The 16,684-nt window shown below is 64.3% G+C and carries 15 protein-coding genes; 9 read left to right on the plus strand and 6 right to left on the minus strand.

Features of this window, described 5'->3' with window-relative positions; all coding sequences use genetic code 11:
• Positions 1-9: 9 nt before the first annotated feature.
• A complete protein-coding gene (locus ADBZ9O_RS17010; protein WP_526533232.1) occupies positions 10-654 on the minus strand; it encodes a hypothetical protein in 645 nt (214 codons plus the stop codon).
• A gap of 165 nt (positions 655-819) precedes the next feature.
• Between ADBZ9O_RS17010 and ADBZ9O_RS17015 the strand changes: the two genes are divergently transcribed.
• Both ADBZ9O_RS17015 and ADBZ9O_RS17020 read left to right on the plus strand, forming a co-directional pair.
• The gene (locus ADBZ9O_RS17015; protein ID WP_526523825.1) at positions 820-1,074 is read left to right on the plus strand and encodes a hypothetical protein; all 255 of its coding nucleotides are present in this window, start codon (positions 820-822) and stop codon (positions 1,072-1,074) included.
• A gap of 290 nt (positions 1,075-1,364) precedes the next feature.
• Entirely contained in the window at positions 1,365-2,171 is an 807-nt protein-coding gene (locus ADBZ9O_RS17020) for a rhomboid-like protein (RefSeq protein ID WP_526523827.1), read from the plus strand.
• On the opposite strand, the gene ADBZ9O_RS17025 is transcribed toward ADBZ9O_RS17020, so the two are convergent.
• From ADBZ9O_RS17025 to ADBZ9O_RS17035, 3 genes are all read right to left on the minus strand, one after another.
• On the minus strand, positions 2,138-3,793 hold the full coding sequence (locus ADBZ9O_RS17025) for a sensor histidine kinase (protein ID WP_526523829.1): 1,656 nt from the start codon (positions 3,791-3,793) through the stop codon (positions 2,138-2,140). The two genes, ADBZ9O_RS17020 and ADBZ9O_RS17025, sit on opposite strands and share 34 nt — an antisense overlap.
• A 187-nt stretch (positions 3,794-3,980) precedes the next feature.
• Positions 3,981-6,311 (minus strand): heavy metal translocating P-type ATPase, encoded by a 2,331-nt coding sequence (locus ADBZ9O_RS17030; RefSeq protein ID WP_526523830.1) that lies wholly within the window; start codon positions 6,309-6,311, stop codon positions 3,981-3,983.
• Between the two features lie 4 nt (positions 6,312-6,315).
• Positions 6,316-6,984, minus strand: coding sequence for an SRPBCC family protein (locus tag ADBZ9O_RS17035; RefSeq protein WP_526533234.1), 669 nt, complete (start codon positions 6,982-6,984; stop codon positions 6,316-6,318).
• 235 nt (positions 6,985-7,219) lie between these two features.
• Here ADBZ9O_RS17035 and ADBZ9O_RS17040 point away from each other — a divergent pair, with 235 nt between their 5' ends.
• Positions 7,220-8,212, plus strand: coding sequence for a 1-phosphofructokinase family hexose kinase (locus ADBZ9O_RS17040; RefSeq protein WP_526523832.1), 993 nt, complete (start codon positions 7,220-7,222; stop codon positions 8,210-8,212).
• Here ADBZ9O_RS17040 and ADBZ9O_RS17045 read toward each other — a convergent pair.
• Positions 8,209-9,204: an Acg family FMN-binding oxidoreductase gene (locus ADBZ9O_RS17045; protein WP_526523834.1), complete on the minus strand. Its 996-nt coding sequence runs from the start codon at positions 9,202-9,204 to the stop codon at positions 8,209-8,211. The two genes, ADBZ9O_RS17040 and ADBZ9O_RS17045, sit on opposite strands and share 4 nt — an antisense overlap.
• Before the next feature lie 151 nt (positions 9,205-9,355).
• On the opposite strand from ADBZ9O_RS17045, the gene ADBZ9O_RS17050 reads away from it, so the two are divergent.
• The 3 genes from ADBZ9O_RS17050 to ADBZ9O_RS17060 all read left to right on the plus strand — a co-directional run bounded on the left by ADBZ9O_RS17050 (position 9,356) and on the right by ADBZ9O_RS17060 (position 12,897).
• Complete coding sequence (locus ADBZ9O_RS17050) at positions 9,356-10,858, plus strand: bifunctional aminoglycoside phosphotransferase/ATP-binding protein (protein WP_526523836.1); 1,503 nt, start codon at positions 9,356-9,358, stop codon at positions 10,856-10,858.
• Between the two features lie 39 nt (positions 10,859-10,897).
• Entirely contained in the window at positions 10,898-11,944 is a 1,047-nt protein-coding gene (locus ADBZ9O_RS17055; RefSeq protein ID WP_526523838.1) for a zinc-dependent alcohol dehydrogenase family protein, read from the plus strand.
• Positions 11,945-12,006: 62 nt separating this feature from the next.
• A complete protein-coding gene (locus tag ADBZ9O_RS17060) occupies positions 12,007-12,897 on the plus strand; it encodes a universal stress protein (protein ID WP_526523840.1) in 891 nt (296 codons plus the stop codon).
• Positions 12,898-12,912: 15 nt separating this feature from the next.
• On the opposite strand, the gene ADBZ9O_RS17065 is transcribed toward ADBZ9O_RS17060, so the two are convergent.
• Positions 12,913-14,319: a WS/DGAT/MGAT family O-acyltransferase gene (locus tag ADBZ9O_RS17065; protein ID WP_526533236.1), complete on the minus strand. Its 1,407-nt coding sequence runs from the start codon at positions 14,317-14,319 to the stop codon at positions 12,913-12,915.
• Positions 14,320-14,577: 258 nt separating this feature from the next.
• Between ADBZ9O_RS17065 and ADBZ9O_RS17070 the strand changes: the two genes are divergently transcribed.
• Genes ADBZ9O_RS17070 through ADBZ9O_RS17080 form a run of 3 tightly spaced genes read left to right on the plus strand, consistent with a single transcriptional unit; the run spans position 14,578 to position 16,678 of the window.
• Positions 14,578-15,570: an Acg family FMN-binding oxidoreductase gene (locus ADBZ9O_RS17070; RefSeq protein WP_526523842.1), complete on the plus strand. Its 993-nt coding sequence runs from the start codon at positions 14,578-14,580 to the stop codon at positions 15,568-15,570.
• A 32-nt stretch (positions 15,571-15,602) separates the two neighbouring features.
• Positions 15,603-16,433, plus strand: coding sequence for a universal stress protein (locus tag ADBZ9O_RS17075; protein ID WP_526523844.1), 831 nt, complete (start codon positions 15,603-15,605; stop codon positions 16,431-16,433).
• 59 nt (positions 16,434-16,492) lie between these two features.
• Positions 16,493-16,678: a hypothetical protein gene (locus ADBZ9O_RS17080; protein WP_526533238.1), complete on the plus strand. Its 186-nt coding sequence runs from the start codon at positions 16,493-16,495 to the stop codon at positions 16,676-16,678.
• Positions 16,679-16,684: the final 6 nt, after the last annotated feature.

The raw sequence follows: 16,684 nt of genomic DNA on the forward strand, positions 1-16,684 counted from the left end.
ACCCGTCCGCTAAGGGATTTCACGCACGGCACGCTGCACCCGATCGCGAATACCCCGCATCATCTTCTGCTCCATGATGAAATGCGGGATGTCGAAGCTGGCATGACCGACGGCGCCGCCACTGCCGCGGACGAGCAGCCGCGTCCCACTGTTGGCGGTCCGTAGGTAAAAGCACCACGCGCCCTCGGCCCGTTCGCCTCGCTGTGCGCGACGGAAATCGCTCGGTGACATGAGTATCAAATAAGACTCGGGTTCCACCGCCGCCACGATCTGGCGGGCACCTTCGCCATAGCGGCGGGCCAGCCAGACTGTGTCGCCGACACCGATCTGCTGCCACTCCGGATGAATGACGTCGGCGTTGTGAATCTTCGCGCCGACGGCTCGTTCCAACAGCGAGTAACTGTAGAAGCCGGCGCGGTCTTCGCCGATCTGTACCAGCCACGACCAGACCATCGCCGGGGGTGCGCTGATCGTGAGTGCCCTTGTGGTGCGGCGCGATTCGGCGGCAATCAGCTCATCACCGGGAAGCGCGTCCGCAGCCTCGGTGCTGTCGGCGCCCCAGGTGTACATCCACGGTCGCAGCGTGCCGTAATAGAGCGTGATTCCCGTGGTCGCGGCGAGCGCCGCCGCCAGCGCAACACATCTCTTGCCCATCGTCATGAAAGCGAGGCTAGACACACTCGTGTCATCGCCCTAGGGCCGAATGTCTTTCGAATGCTGTGCAACGTGGCCGCTAGAAGACGTAGTGACCTTGGTCTCTACCCCGAGCACGGTTGGGCCGAAACGATGAGAGCTGATAAATGCCGCCCCAGAGAGGTGATGATGACGCCGACCCAGCGCAGGGAGCTGACCCAGGAGCAGCTCGACGACATCGCGTGGCAGTTCCTTCGCTCCGAATTCGCCAGTCAGCGGGCCGACTGGCCTATCGACCGGCGCGTCGATGCCTTCTTGCTCCACAACGGACCTCCCGGACTCGTCGACGACGGTTCGGGCTACCGCGCTCTGCTCGAACGCATCATGGCCAATATCAGGCCAGCGCTCCGCACCGGAGCGCTGCGGTCGTCAAGCCGTTGAGATTGATTGGACTGAAAGCCCCCAGCAGCAGCTCTGTGGTGGCGACGGCCCCGGAGCCGCCAGAACGACTCCGGGACCGTCTCGTCAGTGGCAACGACGTTGTGCCACGAGAAAGGCGACTATCGAGTCGCGCCTCAAATCTCAGCACCTCTGCCAAATAAGGGCATAGGGCCGAAAGTCACCAGTGGCGGATCGATGTGACGGTGAGCGGGAACGGACGTCTGACCTGCGTTTCGTCACTGAAGGTGCTCAGTCGCACGCGCCGATTACACCGGTAGGCTCAAAGCCATATGTTCTCGCGAATTCTCGGCAGTGTGCTCCCGGTGCGGGTCACCGTGGCCTACGCGACGGCGTTGCTCGTGATCGCGACCACGCTCCTGGCGCTAGGGCCAAGGGTGCAGGCCGACGTGATCGCTGCGCTGAGCACCAATCTGCACAACCTGAGCCGCGGCCACCTCGGAACCCTGCTGGGGAGTGCCTTCGTCACAGCGGAGGGTCAGACGTATGTCTTGTTGCCCGGACTGGTGTGCCTGCTGGCGTTGGCAGAGTTGTTCTGGCGCAGCCGGCGGTTGATACAGGCATTCGCGCTCGGTCACGTCGGGGCCACCGTGGTCGTGGCCGCGGGGCTGGCTGCCGCGATCAAGGTCGGATGGCTGCCGATGTCGGCTGCCGGTGTCAGTGATGTCGGGCTGAGCTACGGTGCCGTCGCCGTGCTCGGCACGTTGACTGCGGCGATCCCGCTGGACTGGCGCCCGGCGTGGATCGTTGGCTGGCTGACGGTGGCGGCGGTCGTGGTGGGCGCTACGGCCGCCGATTTCACCGCGGTGGGGCATACGGTGGCATTGGTCCTGGGGATACTGCTTTCCCAACGGTTCCGGGTGACGACACCGTGGACCTTGCCGCGACTGACCCTCCTGGGCGCCGCCGTGGTATTTGGTCTGATGCTGCTGGTGGGAGTGTCGCTGCCGACGGCGCCACTCGTGCTGCCGGTTGGACTGGCTGTCGTGCTGACCTCACGGTGGTTGACGTGGCTGGTGCTGCGTCCAAGCCGTTCGTCGCAGGTCTACCCACCCAAAGGCGCGACCCAGCGCAGCTGAGTGCCGCCGCCAGGAGCATTTCTGATATCGCAGCTGCCAACCACCACATCCGCGCGGTGCTGGAGGTTCGCCAGCCCGCTGCGACGTAGATTGTCGGAGTCGATACCGCAGCCGTCGTCGATGACGTCGATGGTCAAGTCGTCGGCGACATTGACGTCGATGGTCAGATGTGTAGCGCCGGAATGCCTTACCGCATTGCTCACCGCTTCGATGATGACGGGTAGTGCATGTTCGGCCAGTTTCGCATCGATAGCACTGAGGGGCCCCGACATCCGCACCGTTGTCACGATGTCGCGGTCATCGGTCAGATCGGCGATGGCGTTCTGGACCTGCTGGCGAAAGTCGCTCTCGTCGCCGTTGGACTGGAGGGCGAAGATTCGGCTGCGGATCTCCTCGATGGTGGACTGCAGATCGTCCACCGTTCGGTTCAGCCGTTTGGTGATCTCGGGAGACCGTGATCGAGCGATGGTCCCTTGCAAATCCATCCCGGCGGCAAAAAGTCGTTGGATGACGTGGTCATGCAAGTCGTGCGCGATCCGCTCGCGATCGACAATCAGTGATAACTCGCGTGCCTGGGCACGGCTCTCGGACAGTTTGAGCGCGACCGCCGCATGATCGGCGAAGTCGCTCAAAAGTTCCAGATAGCTTGCGTCGAAAGGGGTTTGATCCGATTGCCGGGCTACCACGAGCACACCGAGAACAGACTGCTGCGCGCGAAGCGGCATCACGATCGCCGGCCGCTGCGCGACATCGGTGAAGGCCTGGATGGGGTGGAGAAACGATTCGGTGACCAGCGGTACGCCCGAACGGAACACCCCACCGGTCGTCGAACCTTCCACCGGTACCCGCTGACCTACTACTTCTTCTGCCAGCACCCCCACCGCCGCCGAAACAACCAGAGTCGCAACGTCTTCCGGCGCCAGGTCGGCATCATCGGGGAGAAGCACAATGGCCTGCTCGGCGTCGGCCAGCTGGCAGGCGCTCTCGGCGATCAGGTGCAGTGGTGAGACGGTCGGAGCGACGTCGGAGACCAATGCTGTGGTGATCGCCCGGCTGGCCTCCATCCATTTGGCGGTGCTCCGCACCCGGTCGAACAATCGCGCATTGTCGATGGCGACCGCGGCAGCCGACGCGAGCGCGCGGGCAACGACTTCGTCGGATTCGGTGAAGGCCGGCCGCGCCACCGGTTCGGTGAGATAGAGGTTGCCGAACGTGCTCTGCCGGATCGTGATGGGTACCCCGAGGAAGGCGAGCATGGGCGGATGGTGTTCGGGGAATCCGACGGCGGCGGGATGCGCACGCAGATCTTCGAGCCGTAATGGTTCCGGTTCATCGAGTAAGACGCCGAGGACGCCCTTGCCGACGGGCAGATGGCCGATCTTGTCAGCGGTCACGCTGTCGATGCCCGAGTGCAGAAATGAGACGAGCGAGCCGTCAGGTCCGCGCACACCCAGTGCGCCATAGCGCGCCCCGGTCAGCTCCATCGCTGCGGTCACGATGCGATGGAGGGTGGCATCGAGGTCCAAATCCGAGGCCAGGCCGACAAGCACGTGGAGGAATCGCTCCATCTGGTCGCGGGCACCCAACAACTCATCGAGCTGTGCGTGCAAGTTTCCAGCCACAGCACTACGGCCCAATGCCGCGAAAGTCGAATTCCGTTCGTCGCTGTCCACACAGCCCCCGCCTCCGCCTCCAGATATCTGCGGAGACGTCGTCGAGTGTAGTTCCAAGTTCACCGAAGCCGTTAGTGACCAGCGGAAATCGGTTCTTGGTCGACCTCTCCGACACCGCAGCAAAAGATGCCGCAGATTAGCTGTGGCTGACGCCGTCTGACAGCAAGGCGAAGTAGCTCTCCTCCTCGGTGGCGAAATGCAGCGACAGCAAAGCATGCAACCCGTACAGGCAGGCCAGCAGATCCTCGGTCTGCGCGTCCTCGATGGCGCCCGCAGTGTTCGCGCTCTCCAGGTGCGCGTGCAAGCGATAAGCCAATCGGTCGATCTCGGCGTGCATCCGGCTCATCGTCGCGGTGACTTCAGGACTGCCCAGTGGCTGGGCCAGCGCCGGATACAAAGACCGGTCTTCGGCATGCTCATGTGGCAACAGCGTGTCCTGGACAAAGGCATCGGTGCGACGTAGCAACGCCAGCGCCGCGTCCCGTTCGCCGATGGCCAATTCGTGGGCAGTGTCCCGAAGGAGTAGCAAGTCTTCGCGCATCCCTTCGTGCTCCGCGGAGAATCTGCGAATCAACCCCTGTGTGGAGGCGGACAAGGACGACATCTCACTGGCGCCTGCCCGCAGTGCCCGCAAGGCGTTGAGGATGACGGCCACGTCGATCACTTCCTGGAGCAGCGCGCCGATCGCCGCCGGTAGTAGTCCGGCCGCCGCGAATCCCATTGCGAGAATCGACAACACCATGCCGGTGATCGCACTTTGCAGCGCGATCTGCCGTGACCGCCTGGCGACGACCATCGCGTCGGCCAGTCGATCGAGTCGATCTGTCGTCAAGACGATGTCAGCCGCTTCAGAACTCGCGGTCGAGCCACGGGCGCCCATCGCCACGCCCACGGTCGCAGCGGCAAGAGCGGGTGCATCGTTGACACCGTCGCCGACCATGACGGTCACCGCGTGCTCCCGTTCGGCGCGAACCCCGGCGACCTTGTCTGCGGGAGTCTGTTGCGCCCTCACCTCGTCGAGTCCGAGCACGGCGCCGATCTGCTCTGCGGGGCCGCGGCGATCGCCGGTCAGCATGATCACCCGACTGATGCCGGCGGCGCGAAGTCGGTGGATGGTGCGCGATGCGTCGGGCCGTACCGGATCCAACAGCAGGATCGCGCCGGCAAGTTCGCCGTCCACGTTCACCCATGCCACGACGGCGGCGTCGAATGTCGCGCGGGACAGCGCGGCGGCCGCCCACGTTGGAGGATCGGTAGCCAATGCGTGGTTACCGACGGTGATTCGCCTGCCGTCGACGATCGCCGCGATTCCCTTACCCGCTTCCTCGACGACGTCGGTCGGCAAGCTGAGCGGCAGGCCGCGGTTGATGGCCTCATGCACAATCGCCTTGGCCAGGACGTGGGGCGAGAACTGGTCGGCTGACGCGGCCAGACGCAAAATCTCTGCCGGCGTCCAACCCGTGGCCACCACGACGTCCGTGCCTCGCGGTCGACCGCTGGTGACCGTGCCGGTCTTGTCCAGCACCAGGGTGGTGGCCTGACCTAAATTCTCCAAGGCACTGCCGCCGCGAACGATGACGCCCAATCGCGAGACCCGAGACAATCCCGACACGATTGCCACGGGTGCGGCCAGCAGCAGCGGACACGGCGTCGCGACCACCAACACCGCCACCGCGCGTGCGGCAGATCCGCTCCACCACCAAGCCGAGCCGGCGACGATCAAGGTCAGCGGAAGGAACCACTGAGCGATCCGATCGGCCAGGCGCACAACGGGTGCACTGGTCGCGGCGGCTTCGCGGGCCAGACGCACGATGCCCGCATACGTGCTGTCGTCGGCGGTGGCGGTGGCCTGGATCTCGATAGCCCCCCCGGCGTTGATTGTCCCGCTTCGGGCTTCTTGTCCCTTCTGCAGCTCGACGTGCACAGACTCGCCCGTCAGCGCGGATTCGTCGAGCACCGCCCATTTCGAGGCGATTCGGGCGTCAACCGGAAGCATCTCACCCGGGCCGACCACCAGAACGTCATCGACGGCGACCTCTGCGAGAGGCACCGTGACGACGCCGTCGGCGGTGCGGCGACGGGCGTCTTTCGGCGCGCGCTCCAGCAGTGAACGGAGATCTTTGGCGGCTCGCCGCGAGGCCGCGCTCTCCAGCGCCTGACCGGTGGCCAACATGACTCCGATCAACGCACCGGCCAGATACTCACCCACGGCGAGGGTGCCGAGCAGGGACAGCACCGCGATGATGTCGACACCGAACCGGCCATGTCGCAACGCGGCAATCACAAACCACAGCGCCGATAGCAGGGCGACCAACGTGCCCGCCGACCACAGCCCGTCGGCGATCTGCGTCGCACCGCAGAACCACGCGACACCACCTGCCGCCAAAGCAGACACCGTGACGACGACGAGTAGCTGCAGAAGCCGTTGACGGACCACATCACGACGATTCGCAGGCGAGCCAGTCACGGCGCTACCCGCTGTGCAGTGGCGGTGGGGCAGCAGACGTGCTGGTGGCCGCATGCTCGGCGCTGCGGCGAATACCCAGCAGCATCCCGCGGGTCATCAACGCTGTGACGGGGCCGGCCAGCTCGGCCAGCAGCACTTCGCCAGGGTGACGTAAGGCGACCCGGGTCCGGACCAGGAGTCTGCACTGATCATCCCAGTGGGGGATGAGATGGAAAGACCACACCGTTTCCCACGGCAGAGCGGGTGGCCCCAAGTGCAGCACGATGGTCTCTTCCTTGATCACCTCGACAACGTTGAGCGCGACGCCCTTCGACATTCCGAGCCATCCACGCGGAGCCAGCCGGACGACATCGCCAGCCTCGAGTTGTTGCCACTCGAAGTGGACCCGGTCAGCGGTGCGGTGCTGCAATCCGAGCGAATTCTCCAGCAGCTCATAGCCATAGAGTCCACCCCGGTCCTGGCCCATTTGCACCAGCCATGGCCAGACATCGGTTGCCGACCGGGCGATCGACACCCCTTCGGTGCTCCGCAGTACGGGCTGTCTCATCAGCTCGTCGCCCGGCAGGGGCATGCGGCACTCTTCTTTGGTTGTGCCCCAGTCGCGGAAGTACCGCCGAGCGCCGTACAGCAGCACAACCGCTGCCGCGGCCAGCGTCACCTGCCGTCTGTACATGGTCATACGTCCTAGTCTCGCGGCGACGAGCCGTCGGGGACTAGGGCCGGTAGTCCTTGGCGTCGGCCCGAAAGTCCTGAGCCCGGATGGGCTGACGAATGGCTCACTGCATAAAGGACTTCGGCCCCTATGGCCGGCCCACCAGAAGTGGTCGGATGCAGTGGCAGATGTGCGGTTCACCCCGTAACCAGTACGTCCGTGCGAGTGCACAGCAGTTTCTCCGAGGAAAGCGATCGTGATGAGACCAAGCCAGACCGACTCCGGTGATCGCACGACGATCGTCACTCTGACGATGAACCCCGCCCTTGACATCACCACCTGCGCCGATGTGGTGCGCCACACCGACAAGATTCGGTGCTCCGAGGTCCGGTACGACCCCGGCGGTGGTGGCATCAACGTGGCTCGGGTGGCGCGCGTACTCGGCGCCTCGACAGCGGCGGTGTTTCCCGCCGGTGGACCAACGGGCGGACTTCTCACGGACCTGGTCGCACAGGCCGGCGTCCCGTTGCACTGCATCGCCATAGCGGCCGCGACACGGGAGAGCTTCACTGTCGACGAATCCAGCAGCGGTCGTCAGTATCGGTTCGTCCTGAGTGGACCGACGGTGACAGACGGCGAGCAATTGCAGTGTTTGGAAATCCTGCGCAACGCCGCTCTGTCCGCCGAATTCGTCATCGCCAGTGGCAGTTTGCCGCCCGGTGTGGCGCCGGACTTTCACCAGCGGGTGGCGGATATCTGCGCAGAACTGGGTGCGTTGTTTATTCTCGACACTTCCGGCGGTGGGCTGTCCGGCGTCGATCACGGCGTCTTCGTGCTGAAACCAAGCCTGCGTGAGCTACGGGAGTTCGCCGAGTGCCCGCTCGCAACCGAGCCGGACCAGATCGCAGCCGCCCGAGAGCTCATCGAGCGAGGGGTCACGCAAGCCGTCGTGGTGTCGAAGGGCGCCGAAGGTGCACTGGTGGTGACATCGACGACGTCTCAGCGATTCCCGGCGCTACCTGTACACGCCATCAGCGGCGTCGGCGCGGGTGACGCGATGGTGGCCGGCATTGCTGTCGGACTGAGCCGTACCTGGTCGCTGCGTGATGCGGTTGGGCTCGGAATCGCTGCGGGGACAGCAATGTTGATGACGCCGGGCACCGCCACACCCAATCTGGCCGATATCGAGCGTCTGCACGAAACAGTCGGCGCGCCTTCAGAGATCGACGCCGTCAGCAGTGGAGCCTAATTCTGATCGGCCGACTGCCAGGTGAGGACATCGCTCAGAGGACGGCGGGGGGTCAGCGGTTGGACGTCTTCCACCGGCGGGAACTCGCCGACCCGGATCAATACCTGCGGTAACGCCCGCCCAGACAACCCGCAAAGGATCTCGCGGCTGGCCTCGACCTCGGTCATGTGAGTCAGCGGGCAGGTGGCCAAACCGGCCATGGTCGCCTCCAGCAGGGTCACCGACAGCGCTTCGCCACAGGTCAGTACGTCGCGCGGTGTGTCGTCGAGCGCAGACAGCAGCACCAACGTCGACCTGTCTTCGTTGACCTCCATCCGGCGGTCACTGTGATGGGTGACCGGGAAGTTACGACCGATGTCGACACGGTCACTTTCGGCCGCCGATACCAACGAGCTGTTCGGAATACCGTCTGTTGCTCCGAACGGTCCTGTCCACCAAGCGAGTTCGGCGTGGTAGGAGGAGTCGTAGAGTCGCAGCGATTCGGTCAGTTGGGACGCTTCGGCCAGCCGCGGACGGGACTGCGCAGGTAGGACATCCAACAACGCGAGATCAGCACCGACAGTTCGACGCAGCACTGGTTCGAGTGCATCCCAACCTGAGGGTGCCGCAAAGGGCAAGCGGTCAGTGCGGCGGATCAGGATTGCATCCGCCCGGCGACGATGCGCCTCGGTGACGAACTGTATCGGGGCGAATTCGATCGACGCCAGATGATCGTGATCGTTGGGGTTCGGGTAGTACTCGATATCGGCCAGCCAACCGGCTGCGGCCATGGCGACCCTGAGGTGATCGAGCACCGCGCCGCAACTGAGTAGTGCCTGCCGCCCTGCGGAATCGGTGGCGACGAGCCGGTCGCGATCCAGATGCAATTGCAAGACTCCGCCACCTTTGCCGACGAATCGCCACGGTTGACTGTTGTGGATCGACGGTGCCCGGCACGCCAGGTGCACAGCATCGGCGATGACGTCGCTTGGTACCGCTGTTTTCGGCGTCATGGCTGCTCCTGTTGCGTCATACCGGGAACTATGGCTCTTTCCCGGTTGTGCTCGCCAGGGTCTTTGTGCCCGGATGACGCAGGACCTGTGGCGGGTGTGCAGGGACTCTGGGCGCTACCGGCTGACCTGCACTGGAGTGACGATCATGGGTATGAACTCAGCACCGGGCGTGATCGCCGCGTCGAACAACGCAGCCATCGACGCCTCGGAGCCGCCCGAAGTGCACGAGACCCACACAGGGATGGTCGTCCTGATCGGGGACCGGGCGTACAAGAGCAAGAAGCCGGTCGTCACCGACTTCCTCGATTTCAGTACGGTGCAACGGCGTGAGGAGGCTTGTCAGCGCGAAGTTCAGCTCAACAGCAGGCTGGCCCGCGACAGCTACCTCGGAATCGCCCATCTCACCGATCCGGCGGGCGGCCAGCAGGAGCCGGTGATCGTCATGCGCCGATACCCCGACTCGATTCGGCTCGCATCGATGGTGCGGCGAGGTGAACCCGTCGAAGACCATCTGTCGGCGATAGCCAGGACGCTCGCGCAGTTCCACGCCGGTGCCGCCCGGTCCCGGAAGATCGACGACTGCGCGAAGGTCGCGGCGATCACTGCGCGCTGGAGCGAGAACCTGACCGAGCTGCACCGCTATGCGCCGGCATTGTTGGCCTCCGAATCGCTGGCCGAGGTGCAGCGCCTGGCAATGCAATTCATCGACGGACGCGCGGCACTGTTTGCCGACCGCATCACCGATCGCCGCATCCTCGACGGACACGGCGACCTGATCGCCGACGATATCTTCTGCCTGCCAGACGGCCCGGTGTTACTGGACTGCCTGGAGTTCGATGACCAACTGCGGTTCGTCGACAGCCTCGACGACGCAGCGTTCCTGGCGATGGATCTTGAATTCCTCGGCAGAGACGATCTCGCTGAATTTTTCCTGAAGCAGTACCGCCACTTGGCCGCCGACCCGGGCCCAGAAGCATTGGTGCACTTCTACATTGCCTACCGGGCTGTCGTGCGGGCAAAAGTCGACTGCATCAGAGTGGACCAGGGGGACCGCGACAAGGCGGCCTCCGACGCCCGCAGGCACCTCGAACTGGCGCTACAACACCTTCGCGCCGGCACCGTGCGGTTGGTACTTGTCGGGGGTGGACCAGGCACGGGCAAGACGACATTGGCCCGCGCGCTGGGCGAACGCACTCATGCGCAGGTGATCTCCAGCGACGACATCCGTCTTCAGTTGCAGTCTGACGGCGAGATCGAGGGCCCGGCCGGCACGTATAACGCTGGTCTCTACAGTCCAGAAAAGATCGATGCGGTGTACGCGACGATGCTGCGCCGGGCCCGTCTGTTGCTTGCCGGCGGCCATCCGGTGATTCTTGACGGCACCTGGCGCGACCCGCAACAACGTGCCAAAGCCGAGGAGATGGGCCGCCAAGAACGCTGTCCAACAGTGGAATTGGTATGTACCGTGGCCCTCGACGAAGCCATCGCGCGGATCGCGGACCGCGGCGTCACCACCTCCGACGCCACCCCGCAGATCGCCTCGGCCATCGACCATGATGGTCGCTTCTGGGGCGGGGCCCACCACATCGATACCGGGCGTCCGGTGGGCGAAACGGTCGCCGAAGCACAAGAAGTGTGCAGTCTCGCCATCTGAAGATCGTCGACTTCTTCACCCGGACAGGGAGTTACACCCATGAAGGCATTGGTTTTTCACGGACCGGGACAACGGTCCTGGGACGAGGTGCCTGACCCTACCGTTCAGCACCCCACCGACGCCATCGTCCGCGTCGATGCGGTGACGATCTGCGGCACCGATCTGCACATCCTCGCCGGTGACGTCCCCGAAGTCGAGCGGGGCCGCATCCTGGGGCACGAAGCGGTGGGTACGGTCACGGCCGTCGGTTCGGCGGTGCGCCGGTTGACTGTCGGCGATCGCGTGTTGGTGTCCTGTATCAGTGCTTGTGGCACCTGTCGCTACTGCCGGGACGGCCAATACGGGCAGTGCCTCGGCGGTGGCGGCTGGATCCTGGGACACCTGGTCGACGGCACCCAAGCTGAGTACGTCCGTGTGCCTTTCGCCGACAATTCCACCCACAAAGTTCCTGACCGGGTCACCGACGAACAGATGGTGATGCTTGCCGATATTCTGCCGACCTCCTTTGAAGTCGGGGTGCTCAACGGCCGGGTCCGGCCGGGCGATGTGGTGGCGATCATCGGGGCGGGCCCGATCGGATTGGCGGCGATTCTGACGGCGCAGTTGTACAGCCCCAGCCACATCATCGCCATCGACATTGCGCAATCGCGACTGGAGGCGGCCATGAAGTTCGGCGCCGATATCATCGTCAACGCCGACTATCACGTGGCGCGCACGATCATCGACGAAGTGACCGGGGGACTGGGCGCTGATGTGGTGATGGAGGCGGTGGGTCGACCAGAAACCTTCGAGCAGGCCATCTCCCTGGTCCGGTCTGGCGGCCACGTCGCCAACATCGGTGTGCACGGCGCGCCGGCCACCTTGCATCTTGAAGACATCTGGATCAAGAATCTGACCATTACCACCGGGTTGGTGGACACGCATTCGACACCCACACTGATCGGTCTCGTCGCAAATAATCAACTGGACACCACGCCGATGATCACTCACCGATTTTCCCTGGGAGAGTTCGAAACCGCCTATGACGTCTTCAGCCGCGCAGGGGAAACCGGTGCGCTGAAGGTTGTGCTGACAGCCCCGAAATAGCTTCCAGTACAACGCATTGGGGTATCGGGACGGCACAGCGCCGAGCAGGAGGAACTGGAACCATGTCTGAGAATGCGGCACCGATCGTAGTTGGGGTCAACGGTTCTTTCGTCGCGCTTCACGCAGCCTGCTGGGCTGCTGGGGTTGCCGAGCGTCTGGGTGTGCCGCTGCACATCATCACCGCGACACCCTATCTGGGGCACAACCCGTCGGAGGCAGCCGCGGCCATCCGCGCAGCAGCGATCACCGAGCATCGGGAGTCCGCCGCTCTGATCCTCGAGGCCACGAAAGAGGCTGTCTGCAAGGAGCATCCGGGTCTGACCTTGACCACCTCCTCAGCTGACGAACCGGCCGACGTGGCCCTGGGCGCGGCGAGCCGAGCGGCCCGTCTGTTGATCCTGGGCTGCGCCGACGTGAATCCATTGGGCGCCGTGCTCGTCGGGTCGACGACGCTGGCGATACTGACGCGTGCGGAGTGTCCCACCGTGGCGTGGCGCGGCAATTCCTTGGCGCCTACCGGCCAACCGATCGTGGTCGGTGTCGATGGGTCGGCCGTCGACGGCGGTGCTTTGGGGACTGCCTTCGAGTTAGCCGATGTTCTCGGTGTCCCGCTGCGTGCCGTTCACTCCTTGTCGCGGTCACGTCCCGCCGCCGGTGTCACCATTCCGTTCGTGATCGACTGGGATGCCTTGGAGGCCAAGCAGTGGGAGCACCTCAACAAGCAGGTGGAACCGTTCAGCACCCGGTATCCGGACGTAAAGGTCACGCTGGTGTGCGGACCGGTCAAGGTGAGTCACGCGCTACTGCAGCACGCAGAGGATGCACAGATGGTGGTCGTGGGAAGCCGACGCCGCAATGCGCTGGCCCGCGGGTTGTTCGGCTCGACCAGCCTGAACCTTCTGCATCACGCCAAGGTACCGGTTATATTGTGCCCCTTCACTTCTGATGACTGAGCTGGCTGGTACCGCTCACGATGAGAGCCGCTGATCTCGGGTTCCTGATGCCTTCTTGTGTGTGCGCGTTATCGTGACGAGACGCTTGATCCCGTCCTCGATCCCACGGGCTATCTCATCGGCGGTCACCGAGCCGTCGAAGTCACCTAGGACGCCAAAAGAGAGCTCGTCGGCGTAGCTGGTGATTGCTATCCCCAGCCGCAGGTGGATGGCGATGGGAGGGAGCGGCAGCACGGAAAGCACGGCGCGGCCCATGACTTTGATCTGATGACTGGGCCCGGGCACATTCGTCGCAACCGTCACAACGCCGCGTTGCGGTAGGCGGGTGAGAATCCGGACCGCCCATGCCGTCAAGGGAAACGGAATACGATTCGACATTGCCACCGCGAGACTTGCCGCTGAGGACTGTCCGCCCGACTTTGACCTCGTCAGTCGACGATGCACCGTGCGTAGTCGCTCCAGCGGGTCTGCTTGTTCGACCGGGAGAAGTGGGAGCATCACCGACACTTGGTTGTCTGGGGTGTGAACGTCAGTCGACTTGCGTACCGAAACAGGAACCAGGGTGCGCAGCGAGTTCGACCGGATCGGTTGTCCATTGCGCAACATCGCTTCCCGGAAGCTGTCCGTGATCGCCGCCAGAGCAACGTCGTTGACAGTGACGTCGAAGCGCTTACAGATTGCCTTGACGTCGGGCAGTGCTACCCGCGCGGCGCTGAACCGGCGCAGGTCGCTCAACGGCCCCGTTATATCCTGCGGCGCCGGAGTCAAGATGCCCGCGGCGATCTCGGTGGCGCCTGCGACTATGCGCATAGCTGTCTGCGCTGTTTCGAGTGATGTCTGCCACGCAGTGGAAGCCAGTGATATCGGGTTGAGGTTGGGCAGTCGAAACCGATTGACCGCTGTGGCGGGTTCGTCGCGGACTGGCGAGTCGCTGTGCGCGGCGACATGGTCGTCGTCGCACAGTCCAGCGAGCATCGCACTCGCCGAGATCCCGTCGGCGAGGCTGTGGTGCACCTTGATCACCAGTGCCCAGCGGCCATCGTCGAGTCCGTCGATCAGCCAGCATTCCCATAGCGGCCGGCCTCGGTCGAGCCGACGCTCGATCAGGTCGGCGATGACTCGGAACAGGGCGCTCTCGTCACCGGGCTGCGGCACGGCAGTGCGCCGCACGTGCCTGCGGATGTCGAACCCTTCGTCATGAACCCATTCGGGCGCGGTGAGATCCAACGGGTGGCAGCGCAGCACCTGGGTGTATCGCGGAATTCGTTGCACGCGTTCGCTGATCGTTGAGATGAACTCGTCCGTGTCGGGCGCCGGCCCCTCGATTACGGCCACGCCGCCGATGGCAAGACTCGCGTGCTGGTCGGAATCCTCAGCTTCCAGGAACCCCGCGTCGAGAGCAGATAGGCGTTCAGATTTCATCGTCATAGGTGGCTGCCTCGTGGTGCGCGGGACTGCGGCGAAGGCCGCTGAGGTGACCCTAGGACGGGTCCGTGCGAAAACGCAGCACGTATTGGTCACTGATGTACAGGTACAAAGTCACTCGCCGGCCGAGGTGGATCGCCAGTCGTGAATTAGCAGCCGACTGCCCTTGATGAAGTGACTTCGTGCCCTCGTCGGAACTGCCTGCGGTCGCGCATTCTCAATGGATACGTCGAGTGAAGAGAAGGTGAATATCGGATGAGCGCGCACTTCCCGGGCACCGCAACATTGCGAACGGCGTTGGCCCTTGCTGCCAGGGCACCGTCGGTGCACAACATCCAGCCGTGGCAGTGGCGTGTCGGCACCACGAGTCTGCACCTGTATGCGGATCCGTCGCGGCAACTTGTCCACACCGACCCCGACGGCCGGGACACGATGATCAGCTGCGGTGCAGCGCTGCACCACAGCGTCGTTGCGCTTGCCGCGCTGGGCTGGCAGAGCAAAATTCATCGCTTTCCCAACCCTGCCGAGCCCCTGCATCTGGCTTCGCTCGAACTGCACCCGCACCCGGCCGCCGAAGTCGATGTCGCCCTCGCCGCAGCCATTCCACGGCGTCGGACCGACCGGCGCTTCTTCAGCAGTTGGCCGGTGGCGCACAGTGACATCTCGTTGATGGGTGTCCGGGCTGCGCGGATGGGGATCGTCATGCGGCGCGTCGAACCATCGACTGACCTTCGTGCGGCACTGGCGCAGGCGGTGTGGCAGCACGCCACCGACCCTGAGTACCTCGATGAGCTGACGGTCTGGACCGGGCGATACGCCTCCAACGCCGGGGTGCCTGCGCGTAACGCGCCGGAATCCGACCCCACGTCGCCGGTACCCGGGCGGTTCTTCGCCGGCACGGCGCTGGCCCAACCATCGGAAACGTCTCCCACCGACGATTCCGGCGTGTTGTTGGCGCTGGGCACCGCCGAAGACGACGCACTGGCCCGGTTGCGCGCGGGCGAGGCCACCAGCCTGGTGTTGCTGACCGCCACTGCGCAGGGCTTGGCAAGCTGCCCGGTCACCGAACCATTGGAGATTGCCGAGACTCGTGCGGCCATTCGGTCGGACGCGTTCGACGACGAGAGCTATCCGCAGATGCTGCTGCGGGTGGGCTGGGCGCCCATCAACGCCGATCCGTTGCCCGCGACCCCGCGGCGGCCACTGGACGAACTGGCGATCCATCTCAATGGCTCACGATTCGCCTGAGGTTCGAATGATCAACGCAGAAAGGCCATGACATGTCAGCCACGTCAACACAGCCGCGGATGGTGGTGGCAGTGGATGGCTCAGCGTCGTCGACGGCTGCTGTCCGGTGGGCAGCCAACGATGCCGCCCTGCGGGGACTGACTATCTGTCTCCTGCATGCGCATCCATCGTCGATCGCACGACTGCTGCCGACGCAGTCCCGACAAGACGCCGACGAGATCTTCCAATCGGCCGCCACGATCGTCGCCGAGGTCACCGGTGGGAATGCCGTGGCGGTTGAGTGGGAAGTGCTGACCGGGCATCCGGTCGACATCGTGGTCGAACGCTCGAAGAGCGCCGACACCGTGGTGGTGGGATTCCGAGGCCACGGCCTGTTGGGCCAACATCTGCTGGGACCGGTGAGTGAGGGGGTGCTGCATCACGCACACTGCCCGGTGGCAGTGATACGCGCGCATGAGGCCAAGGCTCCCACGGCGGCCGACGCTCCGGTACTGGTGGGAATCGATGGTACGGCTACCTCAGAGCGCGCAATTGCGTTGGCGTTTGAGGAAGCGCGGCTACGCGCCGTCCCACTTGTCGCCGCGTACGCATGCGACGACGAACTCAGCAGCCGTTCCGACGCTTCGGCGATATTGCAGGACGTGCTTTCCCCTTGGCGGAGAAGCTATCCCGGTGTCGAGGTGGAGTCAGTCGTGACATCTGAACCTCCGGCGACCGAGCTGATCAACCGGTCGGGGTCGGCGCAACTGGTTATTGTCGGAAGCCACGGGCGAGGCGGGTTCGCCGGCATGCTGCTCGGTTCGGTGAGCTCAGCGGTGGTGCGTAGCGTGGATATCCCGGTCATCGTCGCGCGGTCCTCGTGATCGATCACAACACCATTGCCACTCAATGTGAACGAGACGAACTGCAGTCGATGGTCTCTATGCTCTGCGCGCGCTCTCGCGACAGCAGCCCAGCTGATATCGAGCGATTGGTCAACGATGTCTACCGCCGCCTCTCGGACAACGCACGAATCCGTTCCCATCTGATCCCGTTGACGCTCAACCGGTGCAGGCAGCTCCTTTCCGAGGAAGCCGGCCAACCCGTCGGCCCCGCAGCCGCCGGATGACTGTTA

Source organism: Mycobacterium sp., assembly GCF_965229105.1.
Lineage (GTDB): Bacteria > Actinomycetota > Actinomycetes > Mycobacteriales > Mycobacteriaceae > Mycobacterium.

Bases quoted from the DNA above. Each gene is read 5' to 3' on its own strand.
- ADBZ9O_RS17010 (WP_526533232.1), bottom strand. From the start codon at position 654: ATGGGCAAGAGATGTGTTGCGCTGGCGGCGGCGCTCGCCGCGACCACG.
- ADBZ9O_RS17015 (WP_526523825.1), top strand. From the start codon at position 820: ATGATGACGCCGACCCAGCGCAGGGAGCTGACCCAGGAGCAGCTCGAC.
- ADBZ9O_RS17020 (WP_526523827.1), top strand. From the start codon at position 1,365: ATGTTCTCGCGAATTCTCGGCAGTGTGCTCCCGGTGCGGGTCACCGTG.
- ADBZ9O_RS17035 (WP_526533234.1), bottom strand. From the start codon at position 6,984: ATGTACAGACGGCAGGTGACGCTGGCCGCGGCAGCGGTTGTGCTGCTG.
- ADBZ9O_RS17045 (WP_526523834.1), bottom strand. From the start codon at position 9,204: ATGACGCCGAAAACAGCGGTACCAAGCGACGTCATCGCCGATGCTGTG.
- ADBZ9O_RS17050 (WP_526523836.1), top strand. From the start codon at position 9,356: ATGAACTCAGCACCGGGCGTGATCGCCGCGTCGAACAACGCAGCCATC.
- ADBZ9O_RS17055 (WP_526523838.1), top strand. From the start codon at position 10,898: ATGAAGGCATTGGTTTTTCACGGACCGGGACAACGGTCCTGGGACGAG.
- ADBZ9O_RS17060 (WP_526523840.1), top strand. From the start codon at position 12,007: ATGTCTGAGAATGCGGCACCGATCGTAGTTGGGGTCAACGGTTCTTTC.
- ADBZ9O_RS17065 (WP_526533236.1), bottom strand. From the start codon at position 14,319: ATGAAATCTGAACGCCTATCTGCTCTCGACGCGGGGTTCCTGGAAGCT.
- ADBZ9O_RS17070 (WP_526523842.1), top strand. From the start codon at position 14,578: ATGAGCGCGCACTTCCCGGGCACCGCAACATTGCGAACGGCGTTGGCC.
- ADBZ9O_RS17075 (WP_526523844.1), top strand. From the start codon at position 15,603: ATGTCAGCCACGTCAACACAGCCGCGGATGGTGGTGGCAGTGGATGGC.
- ADBZ9O_RS17080 (WP_526533238.1), top strand. From the start codon at position 16,493: ATGCTCTGCGCGCGCTCTCGCGACAGCAGCCCAGCTGATATCGAGCGA.